The organism is Moraxella sp. CTOTU46934, from assembly GCF_031979465.1.
Classification (GTDB): domain Bacteria; phylum Pseudomonadota; class Gammaproteobacteria; order Pseudomonadales; family Moraxellaceae; genus Faucicola; species Faucicola tetraodonis.
Genome location: NZ_DALZEG010000007.1, coordinates 59459 through 78034 on the forward strand (window position 1 = coordinate 59459; position 18576 = coordinate 78034).

General features: G+C 44.7%; 17 protein-coding genes and 1 riboswitch. Of the genes, 6 read left to right on the plus strand and 11 right to left on the minus strand.

Annotated elements, in window-relative coordinates:
* Positions 1–167: 167 nt before the first annotated feature.
* From RTN07_RS07090 to RTN07_RS07100, 3 genes are all read left to right on the plus strand, one after another.
* Complete coding sequence (locus RTN07_RS07090) at positions 168–1397, plus strand: anhydro-N-acetylmuramic acid kinase (RefSeq protein WP_312177036.1); 1230 nt, start codon at positions 168–170, stop codon at positions 1395–1397.
* A 269-nt stretch (positions 1398–1666) separates the two neighbouring features.
* Positions 1667–2974, plus strand: coding sequence for a beta-ketoacyl-ACP synthase II (fabF, locus tag RTN07_RS07095; RefSeq protein ID WP_312176924.1), 1308 nt, complete (start codon positions 1667–1669; stop codon positions 2972–2974).
* 128 nt (positions 2975–3102) lie between these two features.
* Positions 3103–4071 (plus strand): hypothetical protein, encoded by a 969-nt coding sequence (locus RTN07_RS07100; RefSeq protein ID WP_312176927.1) that lies wholly within the window; start codon positions 3103–3105, stop codon positions 4069–4071.
* On the opposite strand, the gene RTN07_RS07105 is transcribed toward RTN07_RS07100, so the two are convergent.
* From RTN07_RS07105 to RTN07_RS07115, 3 genes are all read right to left on the minus strand, one after another.
* On the minus strand, positions 4068–4424 hold the full coding sequence (locus tag RTN07_RS07105; protein ID WP_312176930.1) for a YkgJ family cysteine cluster protein: 357 nt from the start codon (positions 4422–4424) through the stop codon (positions 4068–4070). The two genes, RTN07_RS07100 and RTN07_RS07105, sit on opposite strands and share 4 nt — an antisense overlap.
* Before the next feature lie 67 nt (positions 4425–4491).
* Entirely contained in the window at positions 4492–6369 is a 1878-nt protein-coding gene (gene uvrC / locus RTN07_RS07110; RefSeq protein ID WP_312176932.1) for an excinuclease ABC subunit UvrC, read from the minus strand.
* A gap of 219 nt (positions 6370–6588) precedes the next feature.
* Positions 6589–6972, minus strand: coding sequence for an HNH endonuclease (locus tag RTN07_RS07115; RefSeq protein ID WP_051500239.1), 384 nt, complete (start codon positions 6970–6972; stop codon positions 6589–6591).
* Positions 6973–7078: 106 nt separating this feature from the next.
* On the opposite strand from RTN07_RS07115, the gene RTN07_RS07120 reads away from it, so the two are divergent.
* A complete protein-coding gene (locus RTN07_RS07120; RefSeq protein WP_312176936.1) occupies positions 7079–7660 on the plus strand; it encodes a DUF4442 domain-containing protein in 582 nt (193 codons plus the stop codon).
* Positions 7661–7670: 10 nt separating this feature from the next.
* Here the strand turns inward: RTN07_RS07120 and RTN07_RS07125 are convergent, their stop codons facing one another.
* From RTN07_RS07125 to hemN, 4 genes are all read right to left on the minus strand, one after another.
* Complete coding sequence (locus RTN07_RS07125; protein WP_138019361.1) at positions 7671–8276, minus strand: class I SAM-dependent methyltransferase; 606 nt, start codon at positions 8274–8276, stop codon at positions 7671–7673.
* Between the two features lie 22 nt (positions 8277–8298).
* Entirely contained in the window at positions 8299–8736 is a 438-nt protein-coding gene (locus RTN07_RS07130; protein WP_312176941.1) for a hypothetical protein, read from the minus strand.
* Positions 8737–10011, minus strand: a complete 1275-nt coding sequence (locus RTN07_RS07135) for an AAA family ATPase (RefSeq protein ID WP_312176943.1) — start codon at positions 10009–10011, stop codon at positions 8737–8739.
* Positions 10012–10096: 85 nt separating this feature from the next.
* Complete coding sequence (hemN, locus tag RTN07_RS07140; protein ID WP_065253919.1) at positions 10097–11575, minus strand: oxygen-independent coproporphyrinogen III oxidase; 1479 nt, start codon at positions 11573–11575, stop codon at positions 10097–10099.
* A 208-nt stretch (positions 11576–11783) separates the two neighbouring features.
* Between hemN and RTN07_RS07145 the strand changes: the two genes are divergently transcribed.
* The gene (locus RTN07_RS07145) at positions 11784–13277 is read left to right on the plus strand and encodes a YifB family Mg chelatase-like AAA ATPase (protein WP_159676853.1); all 1494 of its coding nucleotides are present in this window, start codon (positions 11784–11786) and stop codon (positions 13275–13277) included.
* 29 nt (positions 13278–13306) lie between these two features.
* On the opposite strand, the gene RTN07_RS07150 is transcribed toward RTN07_RS07145, so the two are convergent.
* The 3 genes from RTN07_RS07150 to phoU form a co-directional block, all read right to left on the minus strand.
* Positions 13307–13867: a DUF4385 domain-containing protein gene (locus RTN07_RS07150; RefSeq protein WP_076775610.1), complete on the minus strand. Its 561-nt coding sequence runs from the start codon at positions 13865–13867 to the stop codon at positions 13307–13309.
* Entirely contained in the window at positions 13854–14588 is a 735-nt protein-coding gene (locus RTN07_RS07155) for a phosphoglycolate phosphatase (protein ID WP_312176951.1), read from the minus strand. The genes RTN07_RS07150 and RTN07_RS07155 overlap by 14 nt, the downstream gene beginning before the upstream one ends.
* A 139-nt stretch (positions 14589–14727) precedes the next feature.
* Positions 14728–15498, minus strand: a complete 771-nt coding sequence (phoU, locus tag RTN07_RS07160) for a phosphate signaling complex protein PhoU (RefSeq protein WP_312176953.1) — start codon at positions 15496–15498, stop codon at positions 14728–14730.
* A 346-nt stretch (positions 15499–15844) separates the two neighbouring features.
* Between phoU and pstS the strand changes: the two genes are divergently transcribed.
* A complete protein-coding gene (gene pstS, locus RTN07_RS07165) occupies positions 15845–16849 on the plus strand; it encodes a phosphate ABC transporter substrate-binding protein PstS (RefSeq protein WP_224054732.1) in 1005 nt (334 codons plus the stop codon).
* An 80-nt stretch (positions 16850–16929) separates the two neighbouring features.
* On the opposite strand, the gene RTN07_RS07170 is transcribed toward pstS, so the two are convergent.
* Positions 16930–18285 carry a TolC family protein gene (locus tag RTN07_RS07170; RefSeq protein ID WP_218833432.1) on the minus strand — a complete coding sequence of 452 codons (1356 nt, stop codon included), beginning with the start codon at positions 18283–18285 and terminating at the stop codon, positions 16930–16932.
* A 146-nt stretch (positions 18286–18431) separates the two neighbouring features.
* Positions 18432–18534: riboswitch (TPP riboswitch) on the plus strand.
* Positions 18535–18576 lie beyond the last annotated feature (42 nt).

The window sequence follows — 18576 nt, forward strand, 5'->3', positions numbered from 1 at the left end:
TATAGCAAATTTGCAGATAAAATAAGGCAGGCTTTTAGTATGCTATAATCAAGGCACTCTCTACTTTGACAGCCCGAACGAGAATAATTATGAGCCAAACGTTGCCGACTGGACTACCTGCCAACCTGTCTTTTGATGAAGGGTTTTTTAGCCATTTTACCGACATCATGGATGATATGATGACGACCAAAGAAAACCCGCTTGCCGACTCGCCGTATATGATTGGCATGATGGGTGGCACCAGCCTTGACGGACTCGATGCGGTGCTGTGCCAGTTTTATGAGATTGATGAAGACAATGATGAGCCTGTCGAAATTTTGGCGACGGTGAGCGAGCCGTTTCCTGATGATTTACGCGCCGTGTTGTTAGCGCTCACTCAACCAAACGGGGTAGCACAACTCATCGCTGATGACAATTTGGCGTTCGAGAGCGAACTTGACGTATTTGGTTGGGCGAGTGTGTTTTATGCTGAATTTGCCGCAAATTTGGTCAATCAATTGCTCGAGAAAGCGCAGGTGACCCCTGATGAAGTAACCGCGATTGGTTGTCATGGGCAAACCGTGCGTCATCGCCCACAGTGGTCATTTAGCTTGCAACTGCTTGACCCGAATGTACTCGCTGAGCGCACTACTATTGCGGTGGTGAGTGATTTTCGGCGCCGTGATATGGCAGTGGGTGGGCAAGGCGCGCCACTCGTGCCTGCGTTTCACCAAGCCATGTTTGCTGCGCCGCCTTATCATGCCGATAAAGTTATGCCAAAAGTGATTTTAAATTTAGGCGGTATCGCCAATATCACGGTACTTGATGGCAGTGATGATGTGATTGGGTTTGATACAGGGGTAGCAAATTTGCTCATTGATGCTTGGTGCCAGCGTCATACCCAACAAGCTTATGATCACAATGGCGATTGGGGGAAGTCGGGGCAAGTGCTTGAGCCGTTATTAAATTTGCTTTTAACCCACCCATTTTTCGCCAAGCCGTTCCCAAAAAGCACTGGGCGAGAGGAGTTTAATTTGGCTTGGCTTGACGCTATGCTAGAACAATTGGGTCAGCAATTCCCCAATTTGGCGTACTCACCTGCCGATGTGCAAGCGACGTTGGTGGCGCTTACCGCTAAATCCGTCAGCGATGCCATTGTGTCCGTCACTGATGGTGCGCAAGGCGAGTTGTTTGTCTGTGGTGGTGGGGCGTTAAATGCCTATTTAATGAGCCGTTTACAAGATAATTTAGCCACTTGGAACATACAAACTACCGACAAAATTGGGCTATCGCCGTTGTGGGTCGAAGCCGTGGCGTTTGCGTGGCTGGCTCAGCAGACGATTTTGAACGTACCGAGTAACTTGCCCAGTGTCACAGGGGCAAATAAAAAAGTGGTATTGGGACAGGTGTGTTTTTAACACGGCGTGTATTTTTTATGTCGACAATGATATTGATAGCACTTACTTATAGCATTGGCATATAGCGCTTATCTTATAGCACTTAACTTATAGCCTTTATACTGGGCTTCGGTCATCTTTGGGTGAGGGCTAATGTTGTTCAATGGGCTAAAGATATATACAATCAACCTAAAGACGTTAAAGTTATTGTGTTTACACTCGTACACTATTTTTGCTAAACTTTCATAAAATGTTATTCAAAAAATATTATTCAAAAATTCGAGCATAAAATGACCACAAAAATTAGCCCAAAAAAGCCCCGCTACGACGAACGCCCCGACCATGAACGTATTGTCATCACAGGCATGGGAGCCATTACCCCGCTAGGACTCGATGTAGAGAGCACTTGGCAACGGCTCATTAATGGCGAAAGCGGTATCAAAGCGATTAGCCATTTTGACGCCACTGACTACCGCGCGCAAATCGCAGGTACAGTGGATGGGTTTGATATCGGCTTGTACATGAACGCCAAAGACGCGCGTCGGTATGACACCTTTGTACAATATGGTGTTGCCGCAGCAGCACAAGCCTTGAAGCAAGCAGGCTTTATCAGTGAGTTGCAAGCCGCGCCTGTACAGCAGGTTGACCCCGACCGTATCGGGGTGATTATCGGCTCAGGGATTGGCGGTATCACCACCATTGAAGATACAGCGGTAAAACTTAATAGCGAAGGTCCGCGTAAAATCTCACCGTTTTTTGTGCCCTCAGCCATTGTGAATATGGCAGCTGGACAAGTGGCGATTCGTCATGGGATTAAAGGGTTAAATCTTGCCACTTCTACCGCTTGTACCACAGCCACCCATGCGATTGGCTTAGCGGCACGGTTGATTGCGTATGGCGATGCCGATGTGATTGTAGCGGGCGGCTGTGAAAAAGCCTCAAGCCAGCTCGGTATCGGTGGCTTCTCAGCAATGCAAGCATTATCAACGCGCAACGATGCACCCACCAAAGCCAGTCGTCCATTTGACAAAGACCGTGATGGTTTTGTGCTGGGTGATGGTGCAGGCGTGCTGGTGATGGAAAGCCTTGCCCACGCCAAAGCGCGCGGTGCGACGATTTTAGCAGAGTTTGTCGGCTTTGGCATGAGTGATGATGCCAGTCATATCACAGCGCCACCGGAAAATGGTGAAGGTGCGGCTATGGCGATGCGCCACGCCTTGAGTGATGCTGGCATTGCCCCCAGTGACGTTGGCTACATCAATACCCATGGCACCAGTACCCCAGCGGGTGATGTGGCAGAAAGCTGTGCGATTGCGGGTATCTTTGGTGAGAACATGGTGGTAAGTTCCACCAAATCGATGACCGGTCATCTACTGGGCGCTGCAGGCGGTATCGAAGCGATTTTCACCGTTAAGGCGCTGCAACAACAAATATTGCCACCGACCATCAATTTGGATCATCAAGACCCTGAGTGCAAGCTTGACTATGTACCGCATACTGCCCGTAAAGTCGACCACTTAACCCATGCGATTTCTAACAGTTTTGGGTTTGGTGGTACCAACGGCTCGCTGCTGTTTGCCAAATGGCAGTCACGATAAATGGTAATCACTGCGATGATAGCATTAATATTTTAACGGTGTGAATTTTGAAAACGGCTATTGAAATTATAGCCGTTTTTTCGTTAAATGAAGCTATCCTATTTCATCCTTAACGCTGGACACCATTCATGTCAGGATTTGCCTTCTCCCACCAATTTTCAAAGCGCTGGCTTGCCACCCCTACCCCTGTCAAACACGCCATTATTCAAGAACTTGATGATATCGTTACCTTGCTTTATCCCGATACCGACCTTGATGAGTATCAATTTAGCGTGCCCAATCTGCATGATAAAGTCGAGGAATTGCTGGCTATCGAGCGTGACCACCAAGAAAAATTACAAGCGCAACTACGTGAGCGCGAGCTTGAAGAACAACGCCTAGAACAAGAAAGATTGGAAAAACACAGGCTAGAACAAGAACGCTTAGAAAACAAACGCCTAGAAACCGAGCGCTTGGAAAAAGAGCGCCTTGAGCAACAACGACTTGAACAACAGCCTCTTGAACAAATACAGTTAACACAAGAAAACGAGCAAGAACGTCAAGCGCAAGAAGAACGTCTACAACGCGAACGTCAAGCACAAGATGACGCAGCCATTGCGCTACTCGAGCAAGAACGCGCCATTGCCAAACAAGCGCATCTGGCAAAACAAAGCAATCCTCCCCAACCAGCGACGCAACTATCAACTGGCTCAATCGAGGGTGCAAATCACCAGCTAGATGAACAAGCGCAGTCCACGGATACCGCAACCAGCGATGTCACGATTGAGCGCCATCACAGTGAGATGGTCTATGCCATTGATCACACTGACACCGCTGATAACACTGATAACTTTGCTGAGCCGTTAGCTGATGACCCAACAGCGGCCGTGATGACCCATGAAACGAGCGTTACTGACCCACTTGCCGATATTGACAACCCATCTATCGCCACCACGCCCGCTATTGAACAAATCAAACAAGATATCGTCAAACAGCTGCAAGGCTATATCGACAACTATTTGCTCGAATCAATGACGCTGATGAATGAGGATTTGAATCAATGGCTCAAAACCGAAGTGGAAAAACAGCTGGCGGTTCGTTTATCACAAAGCCATTAAGCCTGCAATTGACTAAAGATATCGTTAGATAACCCATAATGATGACGGGCTTTGATACATTGCTCGTCACCGACTTGTACCGATTGGCAGGTGCTTGAGCGTTTATCATAGATTTGGCAGGCTACCGAGTTACCAACTTCGCCAGCGAGTGCCACGCATCTGACCGGCTTTGTTTCGGTACCTTTCATACAGCTATAAAAATCATTGACTTTGACCGTCATCTGCTCGGGGATACCGAGTGTCTCACCTTCTGCCCAATAAAAAGACACCCGATAGTTAGCGCAACATGCGCCACAGTGCATGCAGATATCGCTATCCGCAGCTGCGATTGATTTAAAAAAAATTTCTGCCATTGTTACAATGCCATGTCATTATCATTGTTAACTACCCGTTTCATCCAAAACGGCTAAAAATTTAATATCAGCCATGCAACACTTTATAAATGGTATTGGCCATCACCTTACCAATCCCATTTACTTGCCCAATTTCATCTTGTGATGCGCCAAGCAGCTGCTGCAAGCCGCCGAAGTGATTGAGTAACTCTCGGCGGCGTTTTTCCCCCAACCCAGGGATGGCTTCTAGCACTGAGCTTGAGCGGCGTTTATCGCGTTTTTTGCGGTGTGCGGTAATGGCAAAGCGGTGCGCTTCATCACGGATATGCATAATCAAATGCAGTGCCTTGCTATCAGCCGGCAAATCGAGCGGCTCACGGTCAATAAAATGCAGTACTTCAAGCCCAGCCTTGCGACCTTCGCCTTTTGCTACCCCGACGAGCAAGGTTTGGGTTAAAATCCCCAGCTCGCTTAGTACGTCTTTTGCCATATTAAGCTGCCCTTTACCACCATCAATCAGCAATAAATCTGGCAGCGGCTGTTTGCTATAGCGGCGGTTTAATACTTGCTTCATGGCGGCATAGTCATCGCCGCCCGTGATGCCATGAATGGCATATTGGCGATAGTCGCGTTTGCGTAGCCCGCCTTGGTCAGCGACCACACAGCTGGCGATGGTGGCTTCACCCATGGTATGCGAGATATCAAAACATTCGATACGATCGAGCGATTTGCCTTGTAGCGCCTCTTTTAATACCTCATTGAGCGCGTTAAAGCGAGATTTAACTTCCAAATAATCGCCCAATTTGGTTTGCAGGGCGTTGTTGGCATTCATTTGGGCAAGGGTGAGCCATTCGCTCCGCTGCTCACGAACTTTGGTTTTTATCGTCACCTTTTTGCCAAAGGTTTCAGTTAAGGCTTCTGTCATCGCGGTTTGGTCGGGCAACTCATGACTTATAATCAGCTCTTCGGGCAAATCATCACTGACTTGAAAATAAAATGAGCTGACAAACTCAGACAAGTTATCCGCTATGTCGTTTTCGCTATCCACATCAGGAAAATAATTGTTGCCACCCAAAACCTGCCCATTACGCACATTCATGACATGCACACAGGTAATGCCCGCTTGACTGGCGATGGCGATGATATCGGCTTCACCTTTGACCGTATATACTGCTTGTTTGGCTTGTACTTCGCGTAGCATCGAGAGTTGGTCGCGATACAAGGCGGCTTGCTCAAAGTTCATGTCTTCAGCCGCTTGCTCCATTTTACCCACCAATTTGACTTGCAAATCCGTGCCTTCACCTTTTAAAAATCGAATGGTATTGTTGACGTCATCGGCATACTCTTCGGGCGATACCAGCCCGACACACGGCGCTTTACAGCGTTTGATTTGGTACTCTAGGCAAGGGCGTTGACGCTGGGCAAAAAATGTATTGGTACATTGGCGCACCATAAACATTTTTTGCATCATTAGCAAGGTCTGTTTGGCGGCATGCGCCGAAGGAAAAGGTCCAAAAAATCTGCCTTTTTGGTGCTGCCCTTTACCGCGCCCATAGGCCAGTCTTGGATAAGGTTTATCGGCTGAGATAAACACGTATAGATAAGATTTATCATCACGCAGTAGCACATTGTATGGCGGACGATGTAGCTTGATGAGGTTTTGCTCAAGCAGCAGCGCTTCGGTCTCAGAGCGGGTTATGATGGTTTCGATGTTGTCGATACGTTGCACCAGCGCCCGCGTTTTGGGGTGGTCGATGGTTTTGGCAAAGTAGCTGTTGACGCGGCTTTTGAGCGATTTGGCTTTGCCCACATAGATGATGTCGCCATTTTTGCCCAGCATTTTGTACACGCCTGGCAAGTTAGGCAGGCGCTTAATCAAGTGATCCAATCGCGCTTTGCGATCGGCAGTCGCTGCAGCAATTTCAATGGTTGCAGGGTCGATACTGGGCGTTTTGTTTTTTGGCATTGCTTGTTTACTATTTCACGATTTTTATACTATATTAAGTTAATTCAATCACTTTTCAATGCAAGTAAGATTAAACTTTAACAGGGACGGCCAGATATAAAACCCTTCTACCCGCCTAACAAGTCATCATGCGATATCCTTGCTTATGTCCTCGCTGCATATAATGGTAATCGTAAAAAGACTTTTACAAGTAGCTACTATCTGCTAAAAATCTATTCACTAAAAATCTTTGCCACTTTTGACACGAATAGTTTGTCCAGCCGGGCGTTTTTTTACCCAATTGATAAATTTTTGCATCTCGGTATGTTCTTTTAGCCGCTCAACCGTATGGTAGTAGCTGGATAATTCTTGGTTGCTAAACACTTCATGCACTTGTGCATGACAAGCAGGACACAGCATGGCGATGTCGTTTTTCATTTCGTCACGGCTAAATTCGCGTTTGGTACGGGCTTTGTCGTGGCGGGATTTGGGAATCAGATGATGCTGGGTTAATTCAACTTCATCACGTCCACACAATTCACACGGTGGCGACGGCGCTTTTTCCGCCAAAATCGCCTCCCAGAATGCTGCATCTTCGTTATTTTTTGCTTTACCTTTTGCCATTATTTTGTCACGCTTTGCTATCAGTTGTATCCATCATACAATAGCATTGTTGCTTTGCCAATGGCGTGTTGTGCAATGCTTTTTTCATGTTAAAAACGAGTCTGCCATGTTATCTAAGCTATCCAATTTATCCAAGCTATCTAGGTTATCCAAGCTATCTAAGCTAAGCCAAACCTTTCAATCTCAAGCCAAAGACTACCTTAATCCTTTTAATAACCCCAAGTTGTTAAAGCAGTTTTTTAACTTTTATCCGCCATATTTTGGGGCGGGTATCCGTGTTGAAAGCCTTGATTTCGCCAACCATCATATTCGGGTGCGTTTACCCTTAAACAAACTCAATCAAAACATCGTCGGCACCCAGTTTGGGGGCAGTTTGTATTCGATGACCGACCCATTTTTCATGGTTTTGTTGATGCAAGCCTTGGGCAATGCGTACGTGGTATGGGATAAGGCGGCGAGCATTGATTTTGTTAAAGCGGGCAAAAGCGATGTGTTTGCTGATTTTCACCTTGATGACACCGAAATCGATACCATAAAAGCCTTGGCAAAGGATGGTAAAGCGGTGTTCCGCAACTATGAGGTACAGGTGGTTGACGACCAAAATGCGGTGGTCGCCACTGTCACCAAGACCCTGTACATTCGGTTACGAGCCTATAGTAAATCAAAAAACCAAACGGTGAGAATTTAGCTGAAGGACGTTAGTCTTTGACTGCCAGGGTGATGGTATAGGTTTTGCCTTGTTTGATTTTATCTGAGTTACCAAACACTTCGGTAAATGAGCGTTTCATAAAGTCCCGCAAGCCGTTGATGGTCACCACATAAAACCGTGCGCCACTTTCCATCGCATTGTAGGCATCGAGCAAATACAGATAATGCTGTTCTTTACTGGCTTTGGCAGGTAAGTTACTCATCACTAGGCTAAATTTTTTGTCTTTTTCAACATCACGAAAGCCATTGGATAGCTGAACTTGGGCATTATTTAAATGATTTTTTTGGCAGTTTATTTTGGCATATTCCACCGCCACAAAGTCTTTGTCGATGAGCAAATGCTGTCCGTTTGGGCATTCACGGGCGGCAGTCATACCCAATACGCCATAGCCACAGCCTAGGTCGATTGAGTGGTCATCGGCTTTGAACTCGATATAGTCAAGCAGCATAAGGCTACCCTCATCGAGTTTTTCAGGCGAGAAAATTCCCCAAGTGCTGGTAAAGTGAAACGGCTTGCCAAGCACATCTTGGGTGAACTGGATGTCGTTTCGCCAATATTTTGATTTTTCTAGAAGATCGGTGGGGATTTTGTGCATATTATATATAAACCATTTTGAACTAAATTGCTTTTTTAACCTCAATACGAGCTTCTCTTGTATGGGATTGTAGTTTAAAACCTTTCTTTTTCAAAAGTAATTTGTATCTTTGAATTGTTGAATTCTCTTGAGGATAACTTGAACAAACAATCACACAATTTTTATCATTAAAATCTTCAAACTTATTCTCAGTTAATTTAATTGTACTTAGAATTTGAGAATAAGCTTTACTAACATCTGAACCCTTAAGTTCAATGTAGTAAACAAAACTATTATCACTTTCCCAATAAACTATATAGTCACACTTTTCGACAGTTTGACTACTAATTAGACCGTTATCTACATGTATCTCATTGATATCTATTTTTAACTTATTTTCGAAGATACATCTTACTTTGTTCTCAGTAACAGATATATTCCCAGATTTTGTTTTAGTATGTGATATATAATCTAATTCCATTCAACTATCCAAATCCAATAATTGATTGAAAATTTTGCCAAAGTTATTAGAGATACTGTCTAAGAAAGTCCCATCTATCAAATTTAACTCATAATCTTTTATATCAGTTATTTGACCTTTAGTAATTGAATAAGCTGAAATGTCAGAGAAATTTATGGGATATGAACCATTGCTGATATCAACAAATTTTTCTTCTGTAACTTTACCTGATTCGATTAATTGATTTGCATAAATGCTGTTATTTATAGAAGTCAAGATATAAGGGCTATGAGTAGTAATAAAAAAGTTTGTGTCCTGTTTACTAAAAATTTTTAAAATAGCGGAAACTACTTTAGCCTGTGCATCAGGAAATAAGTGGGCTTCTGGCTCTTCAATATACATTGAATGAAAGTTTAGACCAGCTATCCTATAGTTATTCATCATCAATATTAACAGCATAGGAAAAGCTTCTTGCTGTCCTGATGAAGCTCTTGATAATCTAACCTTATAGCTATCATTTACTATCCAATCATCACCATCAATTTCCTGATATTCAGCTTTAATGACTTCATTTAAACAATTGCTAACATCTACTTTAGGCTTAAAAACATCCTGCTTACTAATGATATTATAGAGATTTTTAGCATTATCATAAGATTTACCAAATCTGCTGATTAAGGGGTCAATATCAAGAATATCATCAGTTAATGACCAATAATTCTTTTGTAGATTTGCAAAAAAGCTTCTACTGGATGGAATAAAAGTTTGTGTTTGGAAAAAACCACTAATATTACTCTGTTTTAAAGCTTTAGTTATATTTTCTCTAGCGTGCAATTCAAAAGGTATAGTAAATCTCAATCCTTCTGAAACTTCACTTAACTCTCTGTTCCTAAATTCTTCTTTCCAAACATTAATTGTATTTTTTAGTTCATTGAAAACTTTTGAAAACTCTTCAGATAAGATTAAATTAACTCTCGAATTTCTTCTAAAGTCTGATTTTATTTGAAAATAATAAGAATTTATTTCGTAGCTTATTTCAAAACTTTTATTTTGTTTCCAGTATTCATTTGGAAAATTTAATAAAAAGCTTTTCTCTAGTCTATTAACAAATTCATCATAGCTCTTTTCATTTACTACACAAGAAATAAAATCATCTAAGTTATTTTTAAAATAATAAACAAGTTTAGAGAGCAAACTTTTTCCGCTAGCTTGTTCACCAATAACTAAATTAAATTTGTTTATTGGCATTTCAATATTTTCTAGAATTAAGAAATTCTTTACAATTATTTTTTCCATATTTGATTTCTTAGTAGGATTACATACCAATAGTTAAATACTATATAATTTAGCACAACACTAATTCCTAAACTACTAATATCGCTTAAATCACCTTACTAAAGCGATTGCCTTCTTTACTCGCCAAATAAGTATCAAACACCATCGCCACATTGCGTCCCAAAAGCCGCCCTTTTGGTAGCACCCGAATGCCTTTAGCATCCATATCAACGAGTTTATCCGCTTGCATCTCACCCAGTTGGCGGATTTCATCAATAAAATAGGTCATCGGGTCAATGCTAAAGCGCGCATTCACATCCTTAAAATCAATATAATCATGGCATAGCAGATTCATAATCACATAACGGCGCAGCAAATCAGGCAAGCGCGCAGAAATCACCTTCACCGCAGGCAATTTTCCTGCATTGATGAGATTTTGATAATCGCTTAAATCCGTTGGATTTTGCAAAATATGAAGACCAATTTGGCTAATCGACGACACCCCAAATCCCAATAAATCACAATTACCATGCGTGGTATACCCTTGAAAATTGCGGTGCAATTTGCCTTCACGTTGCGCAATCGCCAGCTCATCATCAGGCTTGGCAAAGTGGTCAATGCCGATATATTGATAGCCTGCGTCAGTCAGTGCATGGATGGTATTACCGAGCATGGTCAATTTGTCGGCAGGGCTTGGCAAATCGGCTTCATTGATTTGACGCTGACCTTTAAATCGCTCTGGCAAATGCGCATAGTTAAAAACAGACAGACGGTCTGGCGAGATAGCGATGATGCGCTCAACCGTATTGCGCATGCTATCCACCGTTTGGTGCGGCAACCCATAAATCAAGTCAATATTGATAGAATGAAACCCAAGGCGGCGAGCTTCCGTCATCACGCCTCGAATCATTTCTTCTGACTGCACGCGATTGACGGCAATTTGCACTTTTTCTTGCAAATCCTGCACACCAAAACTCACCCGATTAAACCCAAGTCCACGCAATATCTCAAGCGTGGTCGGGCGCAATTCTCGCGGGTCAATTTCAATCGAATAATCAGCGGTAGGTTTATCGCTAAAAGTAAATTGGGTTTGCAAAAAGTTCCACAATTTGACCAGCTCATCATCGGTCAAAAAGGTCGGTGTGCCGCCGCCAAAATGTACTTGTTCGACGATAGGGTCCCCTTGCATCAAGCTGCGTTTATGCCGAATTTCGGCAAAAAGATACGCTAAATAGTCGCCTGAATCACTGTTTTTCTTGGTGATAATTTTATTGCAGCCGCAGTAATAGCAGAGGTGGCGGCAAAACGGGATATGAAAATACAAAGACACTGGCACCCGTGGGTCTTTTTCTGCCAAAACGCGGGCTTCCATGCCGTCAGTAATCGGGGTAAATTCTAGCGCGGTTGGGTACGAGGTATAACGGGGACCTGAGCGGTTGTATTTATTGATGATAGCTTCATTAAACAAATGGGTTTGGGTCGTGTAGCTACGATTGGCATTGGCATACGGATTTTCGATGATTTCGACAGGACGATCAAAGGTGGGCAGTTCGCTGTCAGATAAAGGGCGAGTTTGGTCTGTCATAATAGTCTCGTATAGCGTGTAGCGTAAAATTCTCGGAATATTGGTTGTGATTATAACATAGTCATCCTAGATAGCCGGTGATGAGAAAGCAGATGAATTATGCTATGATTTAGCCGTTTTTTATCAAAAATTGTCTAGTTGCTGCCATAAAAAAACGGCCTGTCTTGTGTCAAGGTAGCCGCCAATTGGTTGGAAAAGGATATTAAAAATGTCGTTTGCTCAAGTATATACACGCTCGGTGGTGGGTTTAAACGCGCCAAGCGTGATGGTTGAAGTACATTTATCGCAAGGATTGCCCGCAGTCACCATGGTCGGCTTACCCGAGGCAGCGGTACGGGAGAGTAAAGATAGGGTGCGCTCTGCCATTATCAACTCGGGTTTTCAATTTCCCAATCGCAGATTAACCATCAACCTTGCGCCCGCCGATTTACCCAAAGATGGCGCACGGCTTGATTTACCCATTGCTATAGGCATCTTGGCAGCGAGTGGTCAAATTGATGAAACCGTGCTTGCGCAGTACGAGTTTATTGGCGAATTGGCGCTCAATGGCGATTTACGAGCCATTGCTGGGGCGTTGGCAGTATCACGCGCGCTCAAAGCAGACCAGCGCACCTTGATTGTTCCCAAAGACAATGCCGATGAAGCGGTCAAAGTCGATGGCGTGAAGGTGTTGCAAGCCGATACCCTCAAAGCTGTGTGCCAACACTTGATGAACGAGCAACAACTCAGCCAAGCCGAGCACAAGGCATCCTACCAATCAGCCAATTATCAGCTAGATTTAGCCGATGTCAAAGGACAACACCAAGCCAGACGTGCGCTAGAGATTGCGGCAGCAGGCGGACATTCGCTACTATTTTGTGGCTCGCCTGGGACAGGCAAAACTTTGATGGCATCTCGCCTACCCACCATTTTGCCACCGCTCAACGACCATGAAGCGCTCGAAGTTGCCAGTATCTACTCGATTGCCAACAGTGATTATGACTACGGCACACGCCCTTTTCGCCAAGTCCATCATACTACTTCAGCAGTGGCGCTCGTGGGAGGCGGCTCATCGCCCAAACCCGGTGAAATCACGCTCGCCAATCGGGGGGTGTTATTTTTGGATGAGATTCCAGAGTTTGATCGCAAGGTGCTTGAGGTACTCAGACAGCCCATTGAGAACAAAGAAATTGTCATCAGCCGTGCCAACTCTCAAGTACGCTTTCCCGCCAATTTTCAGCTGGTAGCAGCGATGAATCCCTGCCCCTGTGGCTACTATGGGGATAAATCAGGTCGCTGCCAGTGCCGACCCGAGCAAATCAAACGCTATCAAGAAAAGCTATCAGGACCTTTGCTGGACCGTATTGATTTGCATATTACCGTGCCTGCCCTGCCTGCCAGTGATTTGCAGTCAGCACAGAGGGGCGAGTCTTCTGCGGTAGTGCGTGAGCGGGTGATACAAGCCTATCAGCGTCAGCAAGCCAGACAGGGCAAAGCCAATAATGAACTCTCCCCCAGTGAACTTGACCAATTTGCGCCGCTTGGCGATGCAGAAAGTCGTATTTTGGCAATGGCTCAAAGTCGGCTGAATCTGTCCGCACGTGGCTATCATCGCGTCCTTCGCGTCGCCCGCACGATTGCGGATTTGGCAGGCAGTGACAATATTCAGACACCGCATCTGACAGAGGCATTAAGTTATCGTAGTCAATTAACGAATGCCTAAGTTTCGTGCTAACTCACCATACAACCAGCCTATAAAAACGGATGCTCGCGAAAAAATGTGGGCGGCAGGTTATCGTATTGGGTGTCGTTGACGTATTTGGCTTCAAACTGTTTTTTTAGCGCTTTATAATCCGCATTGGCTCGGCATTCATCCCATTTTTGCTTAAAAATTTGTGCAGATTGGGCTTTGATTTGTGCGGATTCAAGCTGCTGTGATTGCTGCGGCAATTGCTCACGCCCATGCGCGCCACTTTGTCCTTTTTTAGCGTCAGGGACAGCGCCGTCGTATTTTTTGCCCCCTTTGTGATTGGCATAACGACGCGAGCGCGTATAACCCATTTGGATAAATTTACGCGCCATATCAGCACCGACAAAATCCCCTTGGGCAAGGTAGTCCAAAAACATCGCATAGATGGTATCACTGCTCTCACGCGCAAGTTCTGGCGTAGCAAATCGCCAATGCGGTAAAATCTCGGATTTATACGGCTCTACCAATAATACCCCTTGCTCACCGCGCCCCACCCGATACAACGCTGGATGCTCGCGAAAATTCAGCGTGTCAAAGTTGAGATGATAGTTAAACTCGTGCATGACTCAAAAACTCAGTCAGCGTGGCAAAGTCATCAAAGGTTTGGGTCGGATGATAATCGCGAATATCCTGCCCATAATTATAGCCATACGACAACCCAAGCGTATCCATGCCCGCGTTTTGCCCTGCCAAAATATCGTTTTTGGAATCACCAATCATATAGCTTTGAGCGATGCTAAAGCCTAATTGGTCACAGACGTGCAGTATCGGCATCGGGTCAGGTTTTTTGGCAGATAAGCTATCGCCACCCAAAATATAAGCAAAAAGGGCTTGCCAACCCAATTTTTCGACAATCGCAGGAACAAAATCAATGGGTTTATTGGTGGCAATAGCGAGGGTATAGCCTTGCTCTTTAAGCTGACGCAACCCTTCGCTAACCCCTGCATAGGGTTGGGTTCTGACGCAGGTGTTTTGATGGTAGTAGTCAAAAAAGAGGGCAAGCGCCTGATTTGTATCGTCTTCAGTGAGATTGGGGTCAATGGTTTGTGAGCCTGATAAGGCACGTTGCACCAATACTTTGCCGCCATTGCCCACCCAGTTGCGGATGACATCTTCGCTGAAGTTGGCTTTGCCAAGCGTGGTTAGCATCGCATTGACGGCGTCAGCCAAATCTGGCACGCTATCAATCAACGTACCGTCCAAGTCAAAAATAAGTAATGATTTTTGGGTGATATTTTCCCCAGTGGATGGGGGGATTGGGCTATTAAGTGATTCGCTAGACATGGTGTTTCCTATCGTTTTTTCACCAAAATTGATAGGCTACAGTGTAGCAGAATCACTTAAAAATACCATGCAACCGTCCATTAAAATAACCTAACCCTGACAACCAATTCCGGCTAAGAGCAGGTTTGACTAAAAAACGTTAGTTTTCGCCATTACTCGGTTGATAATCTAGTGAGGCATCAGCGATTTCATTGCTAGCTTCGGGATTCAGCGCGCTGTCCTTTTTGGCGCCCAGTTTTTGATAACGCACATCTTCACCGGTAATACAAAAAATCAATTGCTCAGAGATATTACGCGCATGCGCACCAATACGCTCTATCGAACGTAGCACCCATAAAATATCAATGACTTTTGCGACATAGCGACCATCTTCCATGATGTATGTCATCATCGCGCGTGACGCAGATTTGTACATTGCATCAATTTCACTATCCTGCTCTATCACTTGGTAAGCACCTGTTGCATCAAACTTGGCAAAAGCTTCTAGCGCATTTTTTAGCATCACCTGCACAAAATTACCCATTTGATGCGCTTCATGATAGCCAATCGGTGATTGGCCTTCACGGGTGGCACGGCGCGCCATTTTGGCGATTTTTTTGGCTTCATCACCAATACGCTCAATGTCAGCACTGCATTTGCTCACTGCCATGATTAGGCGTAAGTCGGTGGCGGCAGGTTGACGACGTGCCAATACTTTGACCACCAAATCATCAAGCTGCTGCTCAGTAAAGTTGATTTCTTTGTCACCATCAATGACATCTTCGGCAAGCGCCACATCACTTTTTACCAAAGATTCAATTGCTTTGGTGAGATTGGCTTCTGCCATGCCACCCATTTTTAAAAATAAATTGACCAAGTTTTGTAAATCTTGGTCATAACTTTTTGATAAATGCTCACCAATTAAATTCATATTTCCCTTCCTAACTCATGGATTGTGACTCATGGACTGTGAAAAATTGTTATTAAAAAAGCCGTTAAAGAAAAGCTAACTATAACTAAAAATTACGACAAAATGATGAAAAATAGCGCGCCTATTCGCTGATATTGCATCATATAAACCGAGCAAAAAACCTAACAAACATTTCAATGTCATCAAACTTTAACATAACCGTAATAGATTTGACATTTTGTTACATTAACATGGCAACAATTTTTCAGCTTTGGGTGATTTAAAACGCGACATATTGGTTGGCGACTCCCAAGCTAAGTTACCATCTTCCCTGACAATTATCTTATTTGTCCATCAAGGAATTATTATGAAACTATCACATTTAATCGTCAGCGTGGCATTCGCTGCTGTAGGCGTACAAGCCAATGCTGTCAACATCACAGGTGCTGGTGCAACTTTCCCACAGCCTGTTTACTCAAAATGGGCGAGCGACTACCAAAAAGCCACGGGTAATCAAGTAAACTATCAAGGTATTGGCTCTTCAGGCGGTATCAAACAAATCCAAGCAAAAACGGTTGATTTTGGTGCCACTGATGCGCCCATGAGCCCAGCAGAGCTAAATGCCAGCGGCTTAATCCAATTCCCCGCAGTCATTGGCGGTATCGTACCTGTGGTCAACATCGCTGGCGTCAAACCAGGTCAATTAAAACTATCGGGCGCCGTCCTTGCTGACATCTATATGGGAAAAATCACTACTTGGAACGATGCACGTATCCAAGCATTAAACCCAGGTGTTGCCCTACCTGCCGCTAAGATTACAACTGTTAATCGCTCAGACGGTTCAGGTACCACTTTCGTATTTACTAATTACCTAAGCCAAGTATCAAGCGATTGGAAATCAAAAGTAGGCGCTGACAAAACCGTTAAATGGCCCAATGCTTCAGCAAGCGTGGGTGGTAAAGGTAACGAAGGCGTATCAAGCAACGTACAACGTGTTGCAAACTCCATCGGTTATGTTGAATATGCTTACGCAAAACAAAACCGTTTAGCTTATACCCAACTTCAAAACCGCGCCGGTAAATTTGTACTACCAGACGATTCAACGTTTGCAGCCGCATCAAACATTAACTGGGCACAATACCCTGGTTTTGCGGTGACCATCACTAACATGCCAGCAGCCAACGCATGGCCAATCTCGGCAGCGACGTTCATCCTTGTACCCCGTACGGGCGGTGCAAAAGCCAAAGAAGCGCTTAAATTCTTTGACTGGGCATTTACTAACGGCAATGCACAAGCAACCGCACTCGACTACGTTCCTCTACCTGCCGGTACTAAAGCTGCGGTTCGTAAAGAATGGACGAAAGTTAAATAGTTATTTGCGTCAGTTTACTACGCAAATTAACCCTGCCAATTGGCGGGGTTTTTTAGCTTAAAATTTTGCCAAAAAAAGCATCATATCAGCTGATTATCTAGTACTTTGACCGTCTCATCGGTCAGATTGCCCGCAGCTTTTTGTAGGTCAATATAGGCATTTAGATAATCAAAATACGCATTAATCAAATCGCGTTTGGCAGCGTGATATTGGCGTTCTGCCAGTAGTGTATCTACCATCGAGCGCACCCCCAAATCATAGCCTGTTTTTGACGCTTGGGCGACGCGGCGATTAGCCTCCACGGCAACTTGCTGGGCTTTAATCGTGGCACGCTGTGCGATCAAATTTAGATAGGCTTGGCTAGTTTGAGTCATCGCAGCTTGGTACGCATAGGCGAGGCGACTTTTTGCCGCTTGCGCTTGTAGATTGCCTTGCTCAACGCCTGCGCGTGTACGCCCACCGGTATAAAACGGAAAATCCACTTCCACCCCAAAGCTATAATTGGTGCCATCAATAGCGCTAACATTATTATGGGTATAGTCTTGCCACCCCACATTGCCTACCAAATCGACGCGGGGATAGGCATTGGCTTTGAGATAATCGACTTGTTTGTTGGCAATCGCTACTTGGGTTTGTGCTAGCTGAATATCGAGATTATTATTTTGTGATTGCTGCATCCAGTTTTCGATACTTTGACTTGCCACAAGATTCAAATCAGGCGGTAATTTGATAGCATCTAGCTGATTGATTGGTTGACCGGTGAGCAGTGATAACTGCTGTTTGGCATTTACGATTGCCACGTCATTGTTGGCAATAGAGGCGCTGACGCTTTCAAGCCTTGCACGGCTCTCTTCGGTATCTACCCGCGCCGCTACCCCTTGCGCGAGTCTCGCTTGCATCATGTCATTTTGTGCTTTGAGTGCGGTGAACTCGGCATTGAGGCTATCCGTCATCGCTTCAGCGCGCAATACATTGAGATAGGCTTTGCTGATTTGCTCGATTAGTTGTTGGTGCTGCTGTAATAGCTGGATGTCATTGGCTTGACTGGCGAGCACGGCTTTTTCATAGTTTGCCCATTTATCAGCACGAAACAAGGCTTGGCGCAGTCCGATACCGACTTGGCTTGCAGTATTACCCGTATCCGGGATGTTATCGTCTTTGGGATAAAACTGGTTATGTTTGACACTGCCTTGTAGCCCCACTTGCGGCAGCATATCGCCAAACGCTAGCTGCACATTTTTTTGCGTTGCCAAATAGTCATATTGCTGCCCTGCCCAATTGCCATTGGTGCGCTGGGCTGCACTATACAATTCCCACAAATCCTTTGCCATCGCGGCTGGGCTGACGGACATCGACCCTATCAATGACACTGCCATCGCCCCTAATCGCCATCGGACGCCAGTCGCTTTACGATTCCACAAACAGATGTATTCCATATCAATAATTACAACATTTTCAACAACCAAGGAGCCTCTATCATACCGATAGTTGTCAAAAAAATCAGTAATTTAGTTGAGTAAATCATCGGTACAAAATGGTTAAAAATCTATTAGGTAAAGCTGTGAGTTTTTGTTAATATGGAGGTATTGACTCGGGGTGCAGTTGGGTGACATACCAGCGGCTGAGACATACCCGTCGAACCTGACACGGTTAATACCGTCGTAGGGAAGTCGTCTATTAGGTTAGTTAGACCAATATTTTTCTAGAATCAGCCTTTTACTAGAATC

Bases quoted from the DNA above. Each gene is read 5' to 3' on its own strand.
- RTN07_RS07130 (WP_312176941.1), bottom strand. From the start codon at position 8,736: ATGGAATTAGATTATATATCACATACTAAAACAAAATCTGGGAATATA.
- RTN07_RS07105 (WP_312176930.1), bottom strand. From the start codon at position 4,424: ATGGCAGAAATTTTTTTTAAATCAATCGCAGCTGCGGATAGCGATATC.
- RTN07_RS07090 (WP_312177036.1), top strand. From the start codon at position 168: ATGGATGATATGATGACGACCAAAGAAAACCCGCTTGCCGACTCGCCG.
- RTN07_RS07170 (WP_218833432.1), bottom strand. From the start codon at position 18,285: ATGGAATACATCTGTTTGTGGAATCGTAAAGCGACTGGCGTCCGATGG.
- fabF (WP_312176924.1), top strand. From the start codon at position 1,667: ATGACCACAAAAATTAGCCCAAAAAAGCCCCGCTACGACGAACGCCCC.
- phoU (WP_312176953.1), bottom strand. From the start codon at position 15,498: ATGAATTTAATTGGTGAGCATTTATCAAAAAGTTATGACCAAGATTTA.
- RTN07_RS07145 (WP_159676853.1), top strand. From the start codon at position 11,784: ATGTCGTTTGCTCAAGTATATACACGCTCGGTGGTGGGTTTAAACGCG.
- pstS (WP_224054732.1), top strand. From the start codon at position 15,845: ATGAAACTATCACATTTAATCGTCAGCGTGGCATTCGCTGCTGTAGGC.
- RTN07_RS07120 (WP_312176936.1), top strand. From the start codon at position 7,079: ATGTTATCTAAGCTATCCAATTTATCCAAGCTATCTAGGTTATCCAAG.
- RTN07_RS07150 (WP_076775610.1), bottom strand. From the start codon at position 13,867: ATGCACGAGTTTAACTATCATCTCAACTTTGACACGCTGAATTTTCGC.
- hemN (WP_065253919.1), bottom strand. From the start codon at position 11,575: ATGACAGACCAAACTCGCCCTTTATCTGACAGCGAACTGCCCACCTTT.
- RTN07_RS07135 (WP_312176943.1), bottom strand. From the start codon at position 10,011: ATGGAAAAAATAATTGTAAAGAATTTCTTAATTCTAGAAAATATTGAA.
- RTN07_RS07100 (WP_312176927.1), top strand. From the start codon at position 3,103: ATGTCAGGATTTGCCTTCTCCCACCAATTTTCAAAGCGCTGGCTTGCC.
- RTN07_RS07115 (WP_051500239.1), bottom strand. From the start codon at position 6,972: ATGGCAAAAGGTAAAGCAAAAAATAACGAAGATGCAGCATTCTGGGAG.
- RTN07_RS07125 (WP_138019361.1), bottom strand. From the start codon at position 8,276: ATGCACAAAATCCCCACCGATCTTCTAGAAAAATCAAAATATTGGCGA.
- RTN07_RS07155 (WP_312176951.1), bottom strand. From the start codon at position 14,588: ATGTCTAGCGAATCACTTAATAGCCCAATCCCCCCATCCACTGGGGAA.
- uvrC (WP_312176932.1), bottom strand. From the start codon at position 6,369: ATGCCAAAAAACAAAACGCCCAGTATCGACCCTGCAACCATTGAAATT.